Annotated in this window: 14 protein-coding genes, 2 tRNA genes and 3 rRNA genes; 9 read left to right on the top strand and 10 right to left on the bottom strand. The window is 39.9% G+C overall.

Going from position 1 to position 19,490, the window contains the following annotated elements; translation table 11 throughout:
* Positions 1 to 13: 13 nt before the first annotated feature.
* The gene (rsmA, locus tag AOLE_RS02575) at positions 14 to 826 is read left to right on the top strand and encodes a 16S rRNA (adenine(1518)-N(6)/adenine(1519)-N(6))-dimethyltransferase RsmA (protein WP_013196817.1); all 813 of its coding nucleotides are present in this window, start codon (positions 14 to 16) and stop codon (positions 824 to 826) included.
* The gene (locus AOLE_RS02580) at positions 827 to 1,666 is read left to right on the top strand and encodes a symmetrical bis(5'-nucleosyl)-tetraphosphatase (protein ID WP_013196818.1); all 840 of its coding nucleotides are present in this window, start codon (positions 827 to 829) and stop codon (positions 1,664 to 1,666) included. It begins immediately after the preceding gene.
* Positions 1,667 to 1,704: 38 nt separating this feature from the next.
* On the opposite strand, the gene AOLE_RS02585 is transcribed toward AOLE_RS02580, so the two are convergent.
* The 4 genes from AOLE_RS02585 to hflX form a co-directional block, all read right to left on the bottom strand.
* A complete protein-coding gene (locus AOLE_RS02585; protein ID WP_004796314.1) occupies positions 1,705 to 2,148 on the bottom strand; it encodes a DUF2147 domain-containing protein in 444 nt (147 codons plus the stop codon).
* Between the two features lie 82 nt (positions 2,149 to 2,230).
* Positions 2,231 to 2,905, bottom strand: a complete 675-nt coding sequence (locus tag AOLE_RS02590; RefSeq protein WP_009388694.1) for an LrgB family protein — start codon at positions 2,903 to 2,905, stop codon at positions 2,231 to 2,233.
* A gap of 10 nt (positions 2,906 to 2,915) precedes the next feature.
* Entirely contained in the window at positions 2,916 to 3,287 is a 372-nt protein-coding gene (locus AOLE_RS02595) for a hypothetical protein (protein WP_013196819.1), read from the bottom strand.
* A 33-nt stretch (positions 3,288 to 3,320) separates the two neighbouring features.
* On the bottom strand, positions 3,321 to 4,664 hold the full coding sequence (gene hflX, locus AOLE_RS02600; protein ID WP_005299917.1) for a ribosome rescue GTPase HflX: 1,344 nt from the start codon (positions 4,662 to 4,664) through the stop codon (positions 3,321 to 3,323).
* Positions 4,665 to 4,879: 215 nt separating this feature from the next.
* On the opposite strand from hflX, the gene AOLE_RS02605 reads away from it, so the two are divergent.
* Positions 4,880 to 5,689 (top strand): lysophospholipid acyltransferase family protein, encoded by an 810-nt coding sequence (locus AOLE_RS02605; RefSeq protein ID WP_013196820.1) that lies wholly within the window; start codon positions 4,880 to 4,882, stop codon positions 5,687 to 5,689.
* Here AOLE_RS02605 and AOLE_RS02610 read toward each other — a convergent pair whose 3' ends face one another.
* Positions 5,690 to 7,315, bottom strand: a complete 1,626-nt coding sequence (locus tag AOLE_RS02610; protein WP_013196821.1) for a phospholipase D family protein — start codon at positions 7,313 to 7,315, stop codon at positions 5,690 to 5,692. It abuts the gene before it with no gap.
* 106 nt (positions 7,316 to 7,421) lie between these two features.
* On the opposite strand from AOLE_RS02610, the gene AOLE_RS02615 reads away from it, so the two are divergent.
* Positions 7,422 to 8,432: a metallophosphoesterase gene (locus AOLE_RS02615; RefSeq protein WP_004796324.1), complete on the top strand. Its 1,011-nt coding sequence runs from the start codon at positions 7,422 to 7,424 to the stop codon at positions 8,430 to 8,432.
* 50 nt (positions 8,433 to 8,482) lie between these two features.
* Here the strand turns inward: AOLE_RS02615 and AOLE_RS02620 are convergent, their stop codons facing one another.
* Genes AOLE_RS02620 through AOLE_RS02630 form a run of 3 tightly spaced genes read right to left on the bottom strand, consistent with a single transcriptional unit; the run spans position 8,483 to position 10,709 of the window.
* A complete protein-coding gene (locus tag AOLE_RS02620) occupies positions 8,483 to 8,962 on the bottom strand; it encodes an OmpA family protein (protein ID WP_004796325.1) in 480 nt (159 codons plus the stop codon).
* 14 nt (positions 8,963 to 8,976) lie between these two features.
* Positions 8,977 to 10,200 (bottom strand): diguanylate cyclase domain-containing protein, encoded by a 1,224-nt coding sequence (locus AOLE_RS02625; protein ID WP_005043367.1) that lies wholly within the window; start codon positions 10,198 to 10,200, stop codon positions 8,977 to 8,979.
* Between the two features lie 5 nt (positions 10,201 to 10,205).
* Positions 10,206 to 10,709: a YfiR family protein gene (locus AOLE_RS02630; RefSeq protein WP_003656067.1), complete on the bottom strand. Its 504-nt coding sequence runs from the start codon at positions 10,707 to 10,709 to the stop codon at positions 10,206 to 10,208.
* 582 nt (positions 10,710 to 11,291) lie between these two features.
* Here AOLE_RS02630 and AOLE_RS02635 point away from each other — a divergent pair.
* From AOLE_RS02635 to rrf, 5 genes are all read left to right on the top strand, one after another.
* Positions 11,292 to 12,829 (top strand): 16S ribosomal RNA (locus tag AOLE_RS02635).
* 59 nt (positions 12,830 to 12,888) lie between these two features.
* A tRNA-Ile gene (locus AOLE_RS02640) sits at positions 12,889 to 12,965 on the top strand.
* Between the two features lie 55 nt (positions 12,966 to 13,020).
* Positions 13,021 to 13,096 (top strand) — tRNA-Ala (locus AOLE_RS02645).
* A 352-nt stretch (positions 13,097 to 13,448) separates the two neighbouring features.
* Positions 13,449 to 16,341: ribosomal RNA gene (locus AOLE_RS02650) — 23S ribosomal RNA — on the top strand.
* 179 nt (positions 16,342 to 16,520) lie between these two features.
* A 5S ribosomal RNA gene (gene rrf / locus AOLE_RS02655) occupies positions 16,521 to 16,635 on the top strand.
* The 16S, 23S and 5S rRNA genes sit together here with 2 tRNA genes alongside, the layout of an rRNA operon.
* 124 nt (positions 16,636 to 16,759) lie before the next feature.
* On the opposite strand, the gene AOLE_RS02660 is transcribed toward rrf, so the two are convergent.
* Both AOLE_RS02660 and AOLE_RS02665 read right to left on the bottom strand, forming a co-directional pair.
* Entirely contained in the window at positions 16,760 to 18,133 is a 1,374-nt protein-coding gene (locus tag AOLE_RS02660) for a dihydrolipoyl dehydrogenase (RefSeq protein WP_013196823.1), read from the bottom strand.
* An 82-nt stretch (positions 18,134 to 18,215) separates the two neighbouring features.
* Positions 18,216 to 19,412, bottom strand: a complete 1,197-nt coding sequence (locus AOLE_RS02665) for a hypothetical protein (protein WP_013196824.1) — start codon at positions 19,410 to 19,412, stop codon at positions 18,216 to 18,218.
* Between the last annotated feature and the right edge of the window lie 78 nt (positions 19,413 to 19,490).

The raw sequence follows: 19,490 nt of genomic DNA on the forward strand, positions 1-19,490 counted from the left end.
TTGGAAATGTTATATGTATCAAATTAATGCCCTAAACCCGAAAGATGAAGGGCATAAAGCTCGTAAACGTTTTGGTCAAAACTTCTTACATGATCAGCGAGTCATTGCCAAAATCGTGCGCTCTGTGAATCCGCGTGCGGGTGAAAATGTTGTTGAAATTGGACCTGGTTTGGCTGCTTTAACTTCTCCTTTAATTGGAGAGTGTGATGCATTAACAGTGGTTGAGCTAGATCGTGATTTAGCGGCAGGCTTACCAGAACGCGTTCCACATCCTGAGCGTTTAACTATTATTGAAGCTGATGCATTAAAATATGATTTTAATGAACTGGTAAAAGATGGTCGACCATTACGTGTAGTTGGTAATTTACCTTATAACATTTCAACTCCATTACTTTTCCATCTCTTGGAATTTGGCAGTAAAGTTAAAGATATGCACTTTATGCTGCAAAAAGAGGTGGTTGAACGTATTACAGCCGAACCAAACACGAAAGAATATGGGCGCTTGTCGGTAATGATTCAGTATTATTGCCAACCTACGTTTTTATTTGAGGTGCCAGCTGGTGCATTTAACCCGCCACCTAAAGTAACGAGTGCTGTTTTCCGCCTTGTTCCATATGAACAAAAACCAATTGTTGCAAAAGATGAAAAAGCTTTAGCTCGTTTGGTTGCTCATGTATTTACCCAACGCCGTAAAACCCTAAGAAATAGTCTAAAAGGTATGATTGCTGACGATGGTTTTGAAAAAGCAGGCGTTAATCCAATGGCTCGTCCAGAAACGTTAACACTTGCTCAATTTGTTGCCTTAGCCGATCAAATGGTGGCATAAATGACTAAACGTTTTAATTATGTGATTGGTGATGTACAAGGGTGTTTTGAAGCTCTGAAAGCCTTACTTAAAGAAATACGTTTTGATCCAGACCAAGATTTTTTATGGTTTGCGGGTGATTTGGTTGCTCGTGGCGAAAATTCAGTAGGTGCTTTACGTTTTGTTAAAAAACTTGCTGATCGGGGAGCTGCTGCAACTGTACTTGGTAATCATGACCTGACTTTAGTTGCTGGTGCGCGTGGTTTAAAAGAGATTAAAGAAAAAGATCGCACGCAGGATGTTATTGATGCAATTGATGGCGATGAGTTAATCGATTGGTTGCGTAAACAACCTCTATGTTTATTCCCGAATGAGCACACAATTCTTACTCATGCAGGTATACCTTGTATTTGGGATGCACAAAAGACTGCAACGCTTGCAAAAGAGGTTGAGGCAGTACTCTCTCATCAAGACTTATCTGTATTGGACGCTTTTTTGGCAGAAATGTATGGTTCAAAACCAGATTTGTGGGAAGACGACTTAACGGGTTCAGCTCGTTTACGTTGTATTACTAATTATTTGACCCGCATGCGTTTAACCAACGCAGAAGGGGCTTTAGAGTTCAGTTTTAAAGATGCTCTAGATGCGCCAATGCCAGAGGGTTATTTACCTTGGTTTGAATTTCCGAGCAAAGCGGCAAAAACTCATCAAATTATTTTTGGCCATTGGGCTGCGCTCGAGGGCAGAACTATTAATGATCAGATTCAGAATATTGATGGCGGCTGTGTCTGGGGCAGAAAATTAATGGCTTATCGCCTTGAAGACAAAGAAATCTTTGCTGTTGAAAATCCAGTGATGTAATAAAAAAGCCGCATAAGCGGCTTTTTTATTTTTAACTTTTATTCTACGCGTAACCAAATTTGGTTACGGCCTAATGCTGAAACGCCAAGATATCCACGCATATGAAGACGTTTACCAGTTGCACTGAGTTTTGCTTTAAGCCCGTAAACTTTACCAGTATTAGGATCTAAAATTTTCCCACCTGTATAATTAAGATCATCTGTTTGTTTTAAGCCAGTTGCAATATCCAATCCTATAATTGGTTTATTGGTATACGGCGAAGGGCAGTTATCACAAATCTCTTTAGGGGTATAACCTGGGCGTGGTGTAACTTTGATAATCTTTCCGGCATATGTCCCATTTGCTTCTTTTCGTATTTCTACCTGTGCTTTGGGAGCACCAGTTTTATCATCAATTGTTTGCCAAAGACCTGTAATGTCTGCTGCAAATGTAGCAGTGTTGATCCCCAGTAAGAGCAGAGCTCCAATAAAAATTTTCCCCATGATTAAAAATCCTTTTAACATTGAAAGGTCATCTTATTTCGAATTGATATACCGTTCAATGTTTATTTAATAGGCTTCTTAATTATGGTGTGCCAAGTGACAACATTAATGTAGGCAGCCAAATTGCAGTGAATACGCCGTTTAAAGCCATACCAAATGCAGCGTAGCGACCTGCAACAGGTCCGCGTTGCCATGCTTGAGCTGTTCCTATGGCATGCGCAGCTAAACCTAAGGCTAATCCAGATGCTCTTTCATCATGAATATGTTTAAGTAAAAATGGTGAAAAAGCTGCTCCAATAACGCCAGATAAAATAACAATAAGCGTTACCAGCGTTTCAGGAGCATGCAATAACGTTGCGATATTTAAGGCGATAGGGGTAGTCACCGCGCGGGTTGCAAATGCAAGAATGGTAGGTTCCGACATATGTAACAAGTAAGCTAGACCCATAGGCAAAGCAACGGCGCTAATACTTGCAAAAAGTAAAATCCCAATGACTGATTTAATTGGAAGATCATCGTAACGCATTGCAGCTAAAGGAATAGCTAAGGCTACTGTGACATAACCTAATAGATGACCAAATAAGTCATTCACATAAAGGCGATACTGTTCATAAGGAACTTGTAAAACTGAAAGTAATGCAATGACAATGAACATGCCGAAAACTAAAAGTGGAACTTGCGGAAAGCGTCGATTTAAAGGTTTTGCACATAGATAACCAATAAGTGTGATCAAAAAACCGTAGAAAATCGTAAACATTTTATTCTCCTTATAACCAACGTTTTGCTATTTTTGCATAGACCCACAAAGGTATAAGGGTGCTGACCACTAAAACAAAAAGGAATAGTGGAATTTCTTTACCCATATGCACCAACATAATTAAGGAGCCAGCACAAACAGGTAAAAAAGCAAAACCACTTTCTTTCATGATTTTATTATTCGTATCAACTATTCGAAGAGGGATTTTTTTGAATTTTCTCCAGATAATCAAAACAGTGAGTAAGCTGATTAACCCGACCAGATTACCTAATTCTGGATGACCAAAAGCACGCATGACGATGACAGAGCCTTCACGAAAACCAATAATGAGTAGTAAAGTTGCTACCCATGCTGTCCAGTCTATACTTTTGATCTTATCCATATTTTTTATCTCTAAAAGTTTACTTATCGAGTTTTAACTGATCTCGCCCTTGATTTCAAACTCTTCCAATGGTCGCTTAAATTGATTAGCGCGTTCTCCCAAGATTTCTTCTAAGGGTAGTTTTGCTTGGCGAATAAGCTTTTCAAGCTTATGTGGTGCAATACGTACATCAATATGTAATAAGCCTGCATCATCGTAGTGTTCAGACTCAATTACATTTAAGGCATAAAGCTGTGTGCGAAATTTGCCATAAGCAGGTTTAAGAATCAGAGAAAACTTTTGAATTTGCCCCATTAAACATTCTTGTACTGCTTTTTGAAGTAGCTCTAGACCAAGGCCAGCGTGAGCAGAAACATAAACTCGATCTGGTACGTGTGGTTCTGCATAAACAATTTTGGCTTCTTCACCACTTAAGTCAATTTTGTTGTATACCCGAAGTACTGGAGCATCTGCACCAATCTCTTTTAATACGCCTTCAACTGCTTCAATTTGATCAAGCATGTCATGACTATTACTATCAATGACATGTAGTAAAAGCGTGGCTTCTAGGGTTTCTTCGAGTGTTGCTTTGAATGATTCAATTAAATCGTGCTGTAAGTTTCGTACAAAACCTACCGTATCTGCGAGCACTACAGTACCAATACCATCCCATTCCAAACGGCGTAATGTCGGGTCGAGTGTTGCAAACAGTTGATCGGCTGCGTAGACATCACTTTTCGCTAAAATATTAAATAGAGTCGATTTGCCAGCATTGGTATAGCCTACTAACGACACAGTTGGAATAGCTGCCTTTTGTCTTGCAGCACGTCCTTGTATACGGGTTTGATGTACCTTTTCTAATTTATCTTTTAATTGGGCAATACGTACACGAATGAGACGACGATCTGTTTCTAATTGCGTTTCACCAGGACCACGTAAGCCAATACCACCTTTTTGTTGTTCAAAGTCAGCAGACCAACCACGAATAAGACGAGTAGATAAATGTTTAAGCTGTGCAAGTTCGACTTGTAATTTACCTTCATGCGTACGGGCACGCAGGGCAAAAATATCTAAAATTAATCCTGTACGATCAATGACTCGGCATTTTAATATTCTTTCTAAATTTCGTTCTTGGGCGGGTGACAAAGCATGGTCAAAAATCACCAGACTTGCTTCTAGTTCCTGAACTCGCTCTGCAATTTCTTCGACTTTTCCTGAACCAATAAAAAATTTAGGATTGGGTTTATTTCGTTGAACCTTAATATGTTCAAGGATATCTGCACCAGCAGACTGTGCAAGTAGAGCAAACTCTTCGGCATCCAGATCATCTAATAATTGTACTGAAACACTCACTAAAATTGTGCGTTCACCGCCTTGATGCCGATCAACATATTCCACGTGGTTGTAAATCCTGAAAATGGGAAAACTTTATTCTAGATGAAACTTATGCAAAAGGGGAAAGCGTTTGTTCTTATCCTTTAGATTAGTTAAATGCTGTTAGAGGTGTCTGAATTTATTTTTTTCCCCATTCTCTATCATCAATGCAAGTTTATTCTGAAACGTATAGAATGCTTGAGATGGGTATAACAATGATTGATCGTTAGTGAAATTTTATGGCTCAAACGCAAAGTATAGTTAATTCAACGTTAAAGAAATTATCAAAAATAGGTTTGTACGGAAAAAAAGTCACTTCGGCTACCGCTGCAATTAGTGAAGGTTTTTATTTAGTTTATCGACACGGCCTTTATAAAGATCCTAATAATCCGGTCAATACACGCTATGTTCAATATTTTTGCCGCCGTTTATGTCAGGTTTTTAACTTAGATGTAGAAGTACACGGAACAATTCCTAGAGAACCTGCTTTATGGGTAAGTAATCATATTTCTTGGCTCGATGTTGCTGTTTTAGGTTCAGGAGCTCGTGTTTTCTTTCTTGCCAAAGCTGAAATTGAAAATTGGCCTATTTTAGGCAATCTAGCTAAAGGTGGCGGCACTTTATTTATTAAGCGTGGGTCTGGTGATTCCGTTAAAATTCGTGAGCAAATTACTGAATTTTTAAAACAAAATATTCCTGTGCTGTTTTTTCCTGAAGCGACCACTACAGATGGACATTCTGTTAAGAAAGTACATGGTCGTTTGCTCGGTGCTGCTATTGAGGCTCAACGTCCAGTACAGGTATGTTTAATTTGTTATGTAAACCGTCATGGACAATTAGATACAGTTGCGCCATTCATTGGCGACATGTCATTTGCTGAACATATTCAACGCGTACTTGAAATGCCGAAAGTAACTGCTCATCTATTAACTTTGCCTCCAATTTCAGTGGAAGGGCATGATGTGAAGAGTTTAACGCGTGAAGTTCAAGAAAAAATGGTAGAAGGTTTGGCTCAACTACATCAGAAAGTACTTAAGCCAAAAAATTAATTACATAAAGCCTTCAAGTGGCAGCCATGAAAGAAATTTCATGCCTGCTTTTTGCCACCATTTCATTTCGGGTTCTTGTTTATAAATTAAAGGACCATTGGGAGTTTCTTGCTGCCAATAAATATGATTATTAGAGTCAAGCTTTAGCTTATAAGCATATTTATTTAAATTTTCGTCCATCGTATGGTGAATTGTCTTAGCCAGCGATGGACTATCTAAAATTACGCCAATTTCAGTATTTAAATAAGCTGAGCGTGGATCAAAATTAAATGAGCCAATAAAAACCTGTTCATCTAATGCCATCAGTTTAGTATGTAAGCTTGAGCGGCTTAATCCTTTCATGTTTACTTTTGCTTTAGTGGCAAGCTCATCTGTATTTTTATTTAAATCTCTTTTATCTGGCGTAGGTAAAAATTCATAAAGTTGTACGCCGTTTTTAAGCAGTTCTTTACGGTATTTCCCATAAAATGCATGTACAACGGCAACGTCATTCGCTTTAAACGAGTTAGTTAGAACACGTACTTCCACACCTTCTTTAGCAAGCGTGCTTAAAATTTTAGCGCCTTGTTTTTCAGGAATAAAATAAGCTGAAATTAGATCTACGTTACTTTCTGGTTTTTCCAGATGGTTAATTAACTGGAAATTTAAGTGCTCTTCTTTTTTTGCCTTTGATTTAATTTTATCAGGTGAGTCTTTTACGACTTCTGCTTTAACCCAGTCGAATTGAATATTGTGATTTAACCATTTATCAAATGCATGTGATTTTGCAGTTAAATTTAGAAAGTTTTGGACAGTTGCTTGTTGGTAGTGAGCTTCGAGTTGCTCTTTTAATCCTTCATAGCGTAAGCGGTGCTGCTCAGGACTTACAATACTTTGAACTGAATATGCATACTCATGATTCCAGTAGTCATCAAAAGAATTCACAATGTCATCAACCGCAGCACCGACCAACATCACATCGACATCAGAAAATTGATAGCTATCGCTTACATTATAATATTGATTGGTCATGTTACGTCCGCCAATAAGAGCAACCTCATTGTCGGCAATAAAACTTTTATTGTGCATGCGACGATTGATACGCTTTAAATCAAGCACCATATCCATCGCACGATATTTGCGGAAACGGTAGGGGTTAAAAAGCTTAACTTCAATATTTTTATGCTGAGAAAGAGCGAGTAAAATCCCTTCCATTTTTTTTGCATTATTGTCATCAATAAGAAGTCGGACTTTTACTCCGCGATCCGCTGCTCGAATAATTGCATGTAAAGCTAAAGCACCAACTTTGTCATTATCCCAAATGTAATATTGTAAATCTAAAGTCTTTTCAGCTTTATCAATTAATCTTAGACGGGCTGCTAGAGCCTCCAATGGATCATTTAAGACGTGATAACCCGTTAGCTTTGGATTTTGCTGACGTAAGGGAGTAATAATTTGAGCAAGTGAAGTCTCTGATGTGTCGATATCATTTGCATATTCCAATGGTTCAATACCATGTTTTGGCAGAGTACTACATCCTGTCAAACCCACAGCAAAACTAGAACATAGGACTATAGAGGCTTTTATCAAAAAGCTTCTAGCTTGTTGATTCGTTTGAAGCTGTTTGGAATGAGAGGATTGTGCCATAATCAGTACATACGATAACGTGAGCTAGAGTATAATTCGTGCATATTGAAAGATAAATATTGAATTTGATTACTAGCAATCAATAGAAGATAAGTCGAGAGTCGTAATGTGGAATCCAAATTCAATTATTTTTTGTTTTTACTTTATTTTTTCAATACTTGCTCTATGGGGAATTTCTGAGGCTTGGATTCATCAATCTCGGACCGAGACAATTCATCCATTTAAAGCTTTTGTGCATTTACTCGCATTTTATCTCTCTTATCTACTTATTCCTCTCTGGTTTTTTAATTTATATGCTGCTTGGATTGGTTACTACTCAATTCACCAAGGTATTTTTATCTTTTTCTTAAGTGGTGTTTTAATTTATGCCCGATTTATTGAGCCTCATCTAGTCCGTGTCGATACTCATCAATATCGCTTAAATCCAGATCGTAGTTTTAATAAGCCAGTCAAAGTAGCCCTAATTGCAGATTTACATATTGGTTTATTTTCAGGGCATGAACGTCAACTCAAAACTATAGTTAGAAAATTAAATGAACAGCAACCGGATTTAGTGGTTGTGGCTGGTGACTGGACATATGAACCAGAAGATAGACTAATTGAAGAGTTAAGTGTTTTAAAAGAAATTCAGGCGCCTGTTTACTCAGTTCCTGGAAATCATGATGAGCAATATCCTGGCCCACCGATTCAACAATTATTAAAAGATGCTTTATTTTATAATGAAGTTGTTGATATTGAAGGAAAGATCGTTGATTTTGAAGAATTCCGTCTGATTGGTATTGGTGATCTTTGGGCTGGAAAAACAGATATGCGTTCTATGCCAGATTTACCTCAAGACAAACCTTGGTTAATTTTGTCTCATAATCCAGATACAGTCGATATGGTACCTAAATTACCGAATCGTCCATTAATGTTATCAGGACATACACATGGAGGGCAGGTGGAGCTCCCATGGCTGACTAACTATATTATGAAAAAAGTATCAATTTTAGGTCACAAACGTGGATTTTACTCTCACGAACATGCAGATGTCTTCGTTACCGTTGGCACAGGAATGGTCGGAATTCCTTTACGTTTTAGAGTGCCGCCAACCATTGATATTATTGAGTTAGTTTAAAATAAAAAAGCCAATCACAGAGGATTGGCTTTTTTATGAATTAAACTTGCTTATGGAATAACGACAATGGCAACACGTCGGTTAATCGCACGATTTTCATTGGTTGTATTTGGAACATAAGGTTGTGTTGAACCACGACCAATCACGTAGATATTTTCTTTCTTAAACCCGCGAGCTAAGAAAAGGTTTGCTACACTTTGTGCACGCTCTTCAGACAGCTTTTGATTATAAGCAGCATCGCCAACATCATCAGTATGACCCACAATTTTCAATTTATTTAGATCATATTTATTCAATTGATTTGCTAGACGTACTAACTCAGCTTCATGACTTTGTTTTAACTCTGCATTATTGAAGTCAAATAACAAACGTTCTGGCAAACCTAAAGTCCATCCTTCATCGGTAAGAACGAAACCTTCTTTTTTGAGCAATTTTACCTGACGATATTTTAATGGACCAAAACTCAGGCACCCTGCAAGAGTAATGCATAGCAATGCAATAAAGGAGAGTTTTAAAGATCTTGTATTCATAGATTAGCCTAAATTTAATTTTCAGGTTTATAGATAAACCAGCGTTCATCCGAATTTTTAGCCTTATACATTGCCTGATCTGCTTGCATAATGAAATCTTCGGGGCTAGATGCAAATTGTGATAAAGCAATACCTACACTAAAACTGAAGTAAATGGTTTGACCATTCAGATGCAAAGGTTCTTTACAGCTTTCGAGTAAATTTTCAGCAATAGATATTAAATGATCAGCATGACTAATGGAATGCAAAATAACAGCAAATTCGTCGCCACCTAAACGCGCGATAAAATCTTGATGACGTAAACGCGTTTGCAAGCGATTTGCCATTTCTTTTAAAACTTCATCTCCAGCCAAATGCCCAAACTGGTCATTAATCGCTTTGAAGTTATTGTTATCTATAAATAATAAAGCAGATTTGTTATCAAACCCCTTATCTTCAAACATATCTAAAAGAATTTGATAAAAATAATGTCTATTAGGTAATAAGGTGAGCTGATCGTGATGAGCCTGAAATGACAATTTACGATTTTCTTTTTGTAATTGATTGTCCCATATCTGAATTTCTTCAAGTAACTCATTAAAAACAGTATTTAAATCTTGAAATTCTTTAATTCGATTATAAGGGAACCGAAGATTATAAGCTTTTTGCTCACTTACAATTTGAGCAATATTGGTAAGTGGATAAATAGCTTGCATAATTTGGCGATAAGTTAGATTTACTGACCACCACAAAGCGCAAACAATAAACAACATCGCAATTGCGAGCCCTACCATAATCATTTTTAGGAACTGCAAGATTTTTTCTGAACTACCAAAAAGGGTTAATTCACCTACATTTTGTTCGTGATGATAAATTGTAAGATGAACAGGTTCATTTAAAAACCAATGATCAAACCAGCCCTCTAAAATTGAAGTCTGACTTGATAATTTAAAACTTTGCGCAATGAGGTGATGTTCTGAATCATAAATATGAATAGTACGGATTGAGTGATCATTCGTATATTCATTCAAAATTTGCTCTATCGTAATTTTGTCATTAAATACAACTGCTGGCTGAATACGTTCTAGCAGAGTATGGCTAAGCAATTGTAAATTTTGCTTGGCATAGGTTTCCATTGTAAAAACAGAAATCGATACAAAGGTAAAAGAACAAATAAAGAAAGTAATTGCAAAAATCGTAAATTGAGACTTTCTAAATAAAGCATGCAATGAAGTGGACTGATACAACTTAGATATCATAATCCTTACTCCGCATTCTTAGCCAAGAGCAATACTCTCGGATCAATATGAACTTTGGAGTGACTTAAAGCATCTAAGTTAACTTTAAAGGTAGTGTAATTATTTTGATTATATAAACAAAAGATACTTCCTATTTCACAGTCTGAATTATTGATGCTTAAAGAAAGTAAAGAACGATAAGGATAATTCTGAATAAGGCTTTGTTGTTGCTGTGGAGAAGTAGTAGAAAAATAAACAGCCTGACAATGTGACCGTGCAAAATCTTTCGCGTTTACAGTTTGAACACGATAATTATAAGACATTTGCTGGATATAAGATTGAAAGGTAGATGTAATAGAGGGATTATCAATAACACAAAGAGTAGGAGTATTTACATTCTCCCACTTACTGTAGCTTAGAATAGATAAAGTAAGCACATAGAAGTTATGTTTTGAATTGGCATAACAAGGCCCACTCGTAGCAAACACTACAAGTATGCAAACAAATACTTTCTTAGCGAACTGCCACATGGTGAGTTAATGCCAAACTATTGCACGAATAATCTATTCTACATGAAGTTGATAAAGTAAAAAAAGTTTAATATCTCATCTAATATTGACTGAAATGCCTAAAAAAAAGGCATATATATCACTTTTTTGGTAAAATAGTAGAAAAAAACGGCACTCAATTGAAAAAGGCTGAAATACCCCTTGCAAAGGGCTCTTAATCCTCTATAATGCACATCCATCGGCGGTGATGCAGATAAGAACTTGTTGAAAAACAGTTACTTGGAATTAAGTTGGTTACTTTAAGTGATGAATTTAATGAGAAGTTGGTTTTGAGATTAAGTTTTAAAAATATCGAAATTACCTGTTGACTTTTAAGAGATTAAGAGTAATATAGCCGACCTAGCTTGCTGGTGACGAACCAGGAAGAAGATCATTAAGAGAATTGAAGAACAACTTGTGTGGATTTTTACTGATTGATTAATCGAAATATTATCATTGATTGATTGGTTTAAATTACTCGAAGTTTATTTGAGCGAAATTTAAGTCAGAAAATTGATGAGCCAGAATTGGCACCTTGTCTTTAATAAGGTGCAAAATGATTTTTAACTGAAGAGTTTGATCATGGCTCAGATTGAACGCTGGCGGCAGGCTTAACACATGCAAGTCGAGCGGAGAGAGGTAGCTTGCTACTGATCTTAGCGGCGGACGGGTGAGTAATGCTTAGGAATCTGCCTATTAGTGGGGGACAACATTTCGAAAGGAATGCTAATACCGCATACGTCCTACGGGAGAAAGCAGGGGATCTTCGGACCTTGCGCTAATAGATGAGCCTAAGTCGGATTAGCTAGTTGGTGGGGTAAAGGCCTACCAAGGCGACGATCTGTAGCGGGTCTGAGAGGATGATCCGCCACACTGGGACTGAGACACGGCCCAGACTCCTACGGGAGGCAGCAGTGGGGAATATTGGACAATGGGCGGAAGCCTGATCCAGCCATGCCGCGTGTGTGAAGAAGGCCTTATGGTTGTAAAGCACTTTAAGCGAGGAGGAGGCTACTTTAGTTAATACCTAGAGATAGTGGACGTTACTCGCAGAATAAGCACCGGCTAACTCTGTGCCAGCAGCCGCGGTAATACAGAGGGTGCAAGCGTTAATCGGATTTACTGGGCGTAAAGCGCGCGTAGGCGGCTAATTAAGTCAAATGTGAAATCCCCGAGCTTAACTTGGGAATTGCATTCGATACTGGTTAGCTAGAGTGTGGGAGAGGATGGTAGAATTCCAGGTGTAGCGGTGAAATGCGTAGAGATCTGGAGGAATACCGATGGCGAAGGCAGCCATCTGGCCTAACACTGACGCTGAGGTGCGAAAGCATGGGGAGCAAACAGGATTAGATACCCTGGTAGTCCATGCCGTAAACGATGTCTACTAGCCGTTGGGGCCTTTGAGGCTTTAGTGGCGCAGCTAACGCGATAAGTAGACCGCCTGGGGAGTACGGTCGCAAGACTAAAACTCAAATGAATTGACGGGGGCCCGCACAAGCGGTGGAGCATGTGGTTTAATTCGATGCAACGCGAAGAACCTTACCTGGCCTTGACATAGTAAGAACTTTCCAGAGATGGATTGGTGCCTTCGGGAACTTACATACAGGTGCTGCATGGCTGTCGTCAGCTCGTGTCGTGAGATGTTGGGTTAAGTCCCGCAACGAGCGCAACCCTTTTCCTTATTTGCCAGCGAGTAATGTCGGGAACTTTAAGGATACTGCCAGTGACAAACTGGAGGAAGGCGGGGACGACGTCAAGTCATCATGGCCCTTACGGCCAGGGCTACACACGTGCTACAATGGTCGGTACAAAGGGTTGCTACCTAGCGATAGGATGCTAATCTCAAAAAGCCGATCGTAGTCCGGATTGGAGTCTGCAACTCGACTCCATGAAGTCGGAATCGCTAGTAATCGCGGATCAGAATGCCGCGGTGAATACGTTCCCGGGCCTTGTACACACCGCCCGTCACACCATGGGAGTTTGTTGCACCAGAAGTAGCTAGCCTAACTGCAAAGAGGGCGGTTACCACGGTGTGGCCGATGACTGGGGTGAAGTCGTAACAAGGTAGCCGTAGGGGAACCTGCGGCTGGATCACCTCCTTAACGAAAGATTGACGATTGGTAAGAATCCACAACAAGTTGTTCTTCATAGATGTATCTGAGGGTCTGTAGCTCAGTTGGTTAGAGCACACGCTTGATAAGCGTGGGGTCACAAGTTCAAGTCTTGTCAGACCCACCATGACTTTGACTGGTTGAAGTTATAGATAAAAGATACATGACTGATGATGTAAGCTGGGGACTTAGCTTAGTTGGTAGAGCGCCTGCTTTGCACGCAGGAGGTCAGGAGTTCGACTCTCCTAGTCTCCACCAGAACTTAAGAGAAGTTCGGATTACAGAAATTAGTAAATAGAGATTTAGATCTTAGTTTATTAACTTCTGTGATTTAAGTATCACGGTATTAAGCATGACCTGACGAAGGCGTGTTTATTCATTAACAGATTGGCAAAATTGAGTCTGAAATAAATTGTTCACTCAAGAGTTTAGATTAAGCAATTAATCTAGATGAATTGAGAACTAGCAAATTAACTGAATCAAGCGTTTTGGTATATGAATTTAGATTGAAGCTGTACAGTGTTTAAATACACAGGCAACAGATAGTAGCGATGAAGAATCGCACGGACAACACTCACTTGTAAGTGTTGACGACTGTTTGGGGTTGTATAGTCAAGTAATTAAGTGCATGTGGTGGATGCCTTGGCAGTCAGAGGCGATGAAAGACGTAATAGCCTGCGATAAGCTCCGGGGAGGCGGCAAATATCCTTTGATCCGGAGATTTCTGAATGGGGGAACCCACCTACTTTAAGGTAGGTATTGCAACATGAATACATAGTGTTGCAAGGCGAACGAGGGGAAGTGAAACATCTCAGTACCCTTAGGAAAAGAAATCAATTGAGATTCCCTTAGTAGCGGCGAGCGAACGGGGATCAGCCCATTAAGTTATGTGTGTTTTAGTGGAACGCTCTGGGAAGTGCGAACGTAGAGGGTGATATTCCCGTACACGAAAGGGCACACATAATGATGACGAGTAGGGCGAGGCACGTGAAACCTTGTCTGAATATGGGGGGACCATCCTCCAAGGCTAAATACTCCTGACTGACCGATAGTGAACCAGTACCGTGAGGGAAAGGCGAAAAGAACCCCTGTGAGGGGAGTGAAATAGATCCTGAAACCGCATGCATACAAGCAGTGGGAGCCGACTTGTTCGGTGACTGCGTACCTTTTGTATAATGGGTCAGCGACTTATATTCAGTAGCGAGGTTAACCGTATAGGGGAGCCGTAGAGAAATCGAGTCTTAATAGGGCGTTTAGTTGCTGGGTATAGACCCGAAACCAGGCGATCTATCCATGAGCAGGTTGAAGGTTGGGTAACACTAACTGGAGGACCGAACCCACTGTCGTTGAAAAGCCAGGGGATGACTTGTGGATAGGGGTGAAAGGCTAATCAAGCCTGGTGATAGCTGGTTCTCCCCGAAAGCTATTTAGGTAGCGCCTCGGACGAATACCATAGGGGGTAGAGCACTGTTTCGGCTAGGGGGTCATCCCGACTTACCAAACCGATGCAAACTCCGAATACCTATGAGTACTATCCGGGAGACAGACTGCGGGTGCTAACGTCCGTAGTCAAGAGGAAAACAATCCAGACCGCCAGCTAAGGCCCCAAAATCATAGTTAAGTGGGAAACGATGTGGGAAGGCATAGACAGCTAGGAGGTTGGCTTAGAAGCAGCCACCCTTTAAAGAAAGCGTAATAGCTCACTAGTCGAGTCGGCCTGCGCGGAAGATGTAACGGGGCTAAAACTATGTGCCGAAGCTGCGGATTTGACTTTTAGTCAAGTGGTAGGGGAGCGTTCTGTAAGCCGATGAAGGTGTATTGAGAAGTATGCTGGAGGTATCAGAAGTGCGAATGCTGACGTGAGTAACGACAAAACGGGTGAAAAACCCGTTCGCCGAAAGACCAAGGGTTCCAGTCCAACGTTAATCGGGGCTGGGTGAGTCGACCCCTAAGGCGAGGCCGAAAGGCGTAGTCGATGGGAAATTGGTTAATATTCCAATACTTCTGTGTAATGCGATGAGAGGACGGAGAAGGTTAAGTCAGCCTGGCGTTGGTTGTCCAGGTGGAAGGAAGTAGGCATGCATCTTAGGCAAATCCGGGGTGCTCTATGCTGAGATCTGATAGCAAGCTGTACTTGTACAGCGAAGTGGCTGATACCATGCTTCCAGGAAAAGTCTCTAAGCTTCAGTTACACAGGAATCGTACCCGAAACCGACACAGGTGGTCAGGTCGAGTAGACCAAGGCGCTTGAGAGAACTCTGCTGAAGGAACTAGGCAAAATGGTACCGTAACTTCGGGAGAAGGTACGCTGCTGACGGTGATGACCCTTGCGGTCTGAGCTATTGGCAGCCACAGAAACCAGGCCGCTGCAACTGTTTATTAAAAACATAGCACTCTGCAAACACGAAAGTGGACGTATAGGGTGTGATGCCTGCCCGGTGCTGGAAGGTTAATTGATGGGGTTAGCGTAAGCGAAGCTCTTGATCGAAGCCCCAGTAAACGGCGGCCGTAACTATAACGGTCCTAAGGTAGCGAAATTCCTTGTCGGGTAAGTTCCGACCTGCACGAATGGCATAATGATGGCGGCGCTGTCTCCAGCAGAGGCTCAGTGAAATCGAAATCGCTGTGAAGATGCAGTGTACCCGCGGCTAGACGGAAAGACCCCGTGAACCTTTACTGCAGCTTGACATTGAACTTTGACCTTACTTGTGTAGGATAGGTGGGAGGCTTTGAAGTTGGAACGCTAGTTCCAATGGAGCCGTCCTTGAAATACCACCCTGGTAATGTTGAGGTTCTAACTCTGCCCCGTAATCCGGGGCGAGGACCATGTCTGGTGGGTAGTTTGACTGGGGCGGTCTCCTCCTAAAGAGTAACGGAGGAGTACGAAGGTGCGCTCAGCGTGGTCGGAAATCACGCGTAGAGTATAAAGGCAAAAGCGCGCTTAACTGCGAGACCCACAAGTCGAGCAGGTACGAAAGTAGGTCTTAGTGATCCGGTGGTTCTGTATGGAAGGGCCATCGCTCAACGGATAAAAGGTACTCTGGGGATAACAGGCTGATACCGCCCAAGAGTTCATATCGACGGCGGTGTTTGGCACCTCGATGTCGGCTCATCTCATCCTGGGGCTGAAGCAGGTCCCAAGGGTATGGCTGTTCGCCATTTAAAGAGGTACGCGAGCTGGGTTTAGAACGTCGTGAGACAGTTCGGTCCCTATCTACCGTGGGCGCTGGAAATTTGAGAGGATCTGCTCCTAGTACGAGAGGACCAGAGTGGACGAACCTCTGGTGTACCGGTTGTGACGCCAGTCGCATCGCCGGGTAGCTATGTTCGGAAGGGATAACCGCTGAAAGCATCTAAGCGGGAAGCCTACCTCAAGATAAGATTTCCCTAGGACTTTATGTCCTCTAAAGAGCCGTTCGAGACTAGGACGTTGATAGGTTGGATGTGGAAGCATAGTGATATGTGAAGCTGACCAATACTAATTGCTCGTGAGGCTTGACTATACAACACCCAAGCAGTTGTATATAAAGCATCAATCGATTCATTAATATGCAAAGCAACTTGATTTAGTTATACGCTTAGCTAAAATGAACAAATAAAGTAAGATTCAATCAGCCCATCTGTAAAGATTTGGAAAACGCATCGGCACATTAAGACCAATGCAAGTATCCATACCAGTTGTGCTGGCGACCATAGCAAGAGTGAACCACCTGATCCCTTCCCGAACTCAGAAGTGAAACCTCTTAGCGCTGATGGTAGTGTGGGGTTTCCCATGTGAGAGTAAGTCATCGCCAGCTCATTATTCTAACACCCCGGTCTCGAAAGAAACCGGGGTGTTTACTTATGCAGGAATTAAATTAATGAAAACAATTTAATGTATAGAAGAGCCAGATTTTTATTAAGGGAACTCTTCTAAATTGATTATTTCAACTGTCTACGAGCATGTTTTAAAGCAGTGCGAAGACCTTCTTCTAGAGTAGGGTGATAGAAAGGCTTCTCCAGAATATCATTTAAAGTCAATTCTTCACCTATTATCCAGCTTAATAAATGAGCCATATGTTCTGTTGCTTCTGTAAATAATTCAGCACCAAGAAGTTTTTGGCTTCCTTTTTCTATATAAACCTCAATCGCACCTCTGTTTTTCCCAAGAACTATAGCTCTTCCTTGCCGTTCATAAGAGGCTTCACCTGTAATAAAGTCTATACCATTGTCTTTTAGTTGTTTATAACTTTGCCCGACGACCGCCATTTCAGGATGACTGAATACAATTCCTAATGGAGTAAGCGTCTTAACTGAATTAACCTGTGGATAATTCAAACAGTTATAAACAACTTTTTTCCCTTCATGTGCCGCCTCATGTTGCAGTGGTGTTGAGGTATAAGCATCACCAACAACAAAAATTGGATATGTGTCTAACTGCTTGGTTTTTGCATTTATAGGTAATAACTTAATATCTTTAAAAGAGTTATCAATATTTTCTAGTTTTAAAGTATCAATTAAACTTGTACGGCCTGTTGCTGCTAAAACATATTCAACTTTGAGAGTTTTCTCTATTTCATTAAGTTGGTAAGTTAATACAACGTTTTCTTCACTGCATTTAACTTCATTTGGTAGTGTTTCGAATAGAATTTTTAACTCTTTGCCTAGCTCTTTTTGTGCAAGTTGTTGAAGCCTAGAACTAGTAAGTACTCCAATTCGTTTACTACGAGCAAAGATAGTAGTTTCTACACCTAAACGATGCATTGCTTGAGCAATCTCAAGAGCAATCACACCACTTCCAATGACAGCAATAGATTTAGGCAGTGTTTTTAACTCAAATATTTGATTTGTTGTTATAAGCCGATTACCAAGTTCTTTTTTCCAGGTTTGATCATAATTAGGAGTTGAACCGACAGCGAGAATAAAACTTTTTGATTGGTACTGTTGCCCATTAACTTCTACAGTTTGTGAATCAATAAAATGTGCTTTACCAGAAATTTTATGTTCTGCAGGCCATTGTTCTACATCTTTTAATGTTGCTTGTGTAAAACGATCACGTAAAGTTTGTACGTGCTGCATCACTTGATCTGTATTAATTTTTGCAGATACATTCAAAGCAACCTCTTGAGCATTTTGAATGTCAAACATACGGTTTGCTGTAGAGATAAGGACTTTACTTGGCATACAACCTACACGAGCACAAGTAGTATCCCATGGCCCATCATTTATAATTAAAATATTATTGGTATGTTTAATGGCTTCTTTATATGCGCTAATACCAGCAGTACCTGCGCCAATGATAATAATATCGAACATTGTCATTAAGCTATTTTAATAGATATTTAGAATATATAGAAAAACCCTCTTGAACAGAGGGTTTGGCTCTAATTATTTAGCTTTAAAATGTAAATTTTTGCATAAAAGGTGTTTTTAAAGTGGTTGAAACAGTCCCATTTTGATTAATAGATTGACCTTCAATGCTGATACCATTAATGACATGCTTAAAGTTTAATGTAGTTCCATTCGGAGACTGTTTAAAAGTGAAAATATTTGGTCCTTCTAAATAAATACTGCCATTAAATTTTTGTGCATTCGTTGTTGGAGATTGATTCTCAACGCGACTTCCTTCAATACCAGTAATACTTGGTAGACTCAATACTTGATTACCACTGAGTTTCACTTGATATGTCGCATTGTTCGTATTGCCTGGAGTAGAGTTCACAATAAATGAAATTGGCTCTGCAAAAGGAACATTTGGGTTATCATTAATAAGTACGTTGAAACCAGAACCACTCTGAACTACGTAGAGATCACCATCAGTTGATGTATTATCTTTATATACACTCATTGCACCAGTAGTAACTTCTTTTTCAGTCGGTTGAGCTGTATCTGGATCTTGAACAATAGTCGATGTAGTGATTTTATAATCACTTGTTGTTGAATTAATTAATACGAATCTTTTTTGCTTAGTTTGTTCAAGTCCCCATGACTGTTGGAATGGATACGCAAAGGCTCCGGTAATTGTTACATCTTGGAAGTTTTTATCATTATTTTCATTTTGAAAAATATAAATTCTGGTATTTGATTGATAGTCCTCTAAATTTGGAGACGTATTGTCATTCGCCAGTTTAATATTTTTTAAATCGTCTGCTGTAATATCAAAGTCCCAGTCACTATATCCAGTGAGTAAACTTTTAATTTCTTCACCTTTGAATACATAGCAGGCGCGGTAATCTGTAGTACTTTTAATAAAGCATTTATCACGATAGTGGTCGGGGTACTTGGTAAGATCTACTTTGCGAATATCCAAGGTTAACTTGAGTGGTCCTTGAGCGAAGGTATCTAGTGCGTGATCAATGTAACCTTTTGATAGTTTTTCATCGTTGAGATCATAGGCACCAAACAAATATTTTCCTTCTTGCTTTACGCTATTTAAAACAGAAGTGGCCAACTCTTGATCTGTTGATGGTGTGGTTGGTGTTGTTGTAGAGCCAGAACCTGAATTTTGGTTATAGTAGCCATCACCGCCACCTCCACCACAAGCTGTCAAAAAAGCAGCCAAAGTAATCCCACATACCCCATGAGTAAGTTTCATCATTATCCCCAATTAAAATGATAAGTTATTTAAAATAATTTTTTAGATTTATAAAATAACATATATTTCATGAGGTTG

Origin of the sequence: Acinetobacter oleivorans DR1 (genome assembly GCF_000196795.1) — a bacterium.
Classification (GTDB): Bacteria; Pseudomonadota; Gammaproteobacteria; order Pseudomonadales; family Moraxellaceae; genus Acinetobacter; species Acinetobacter oleivorans.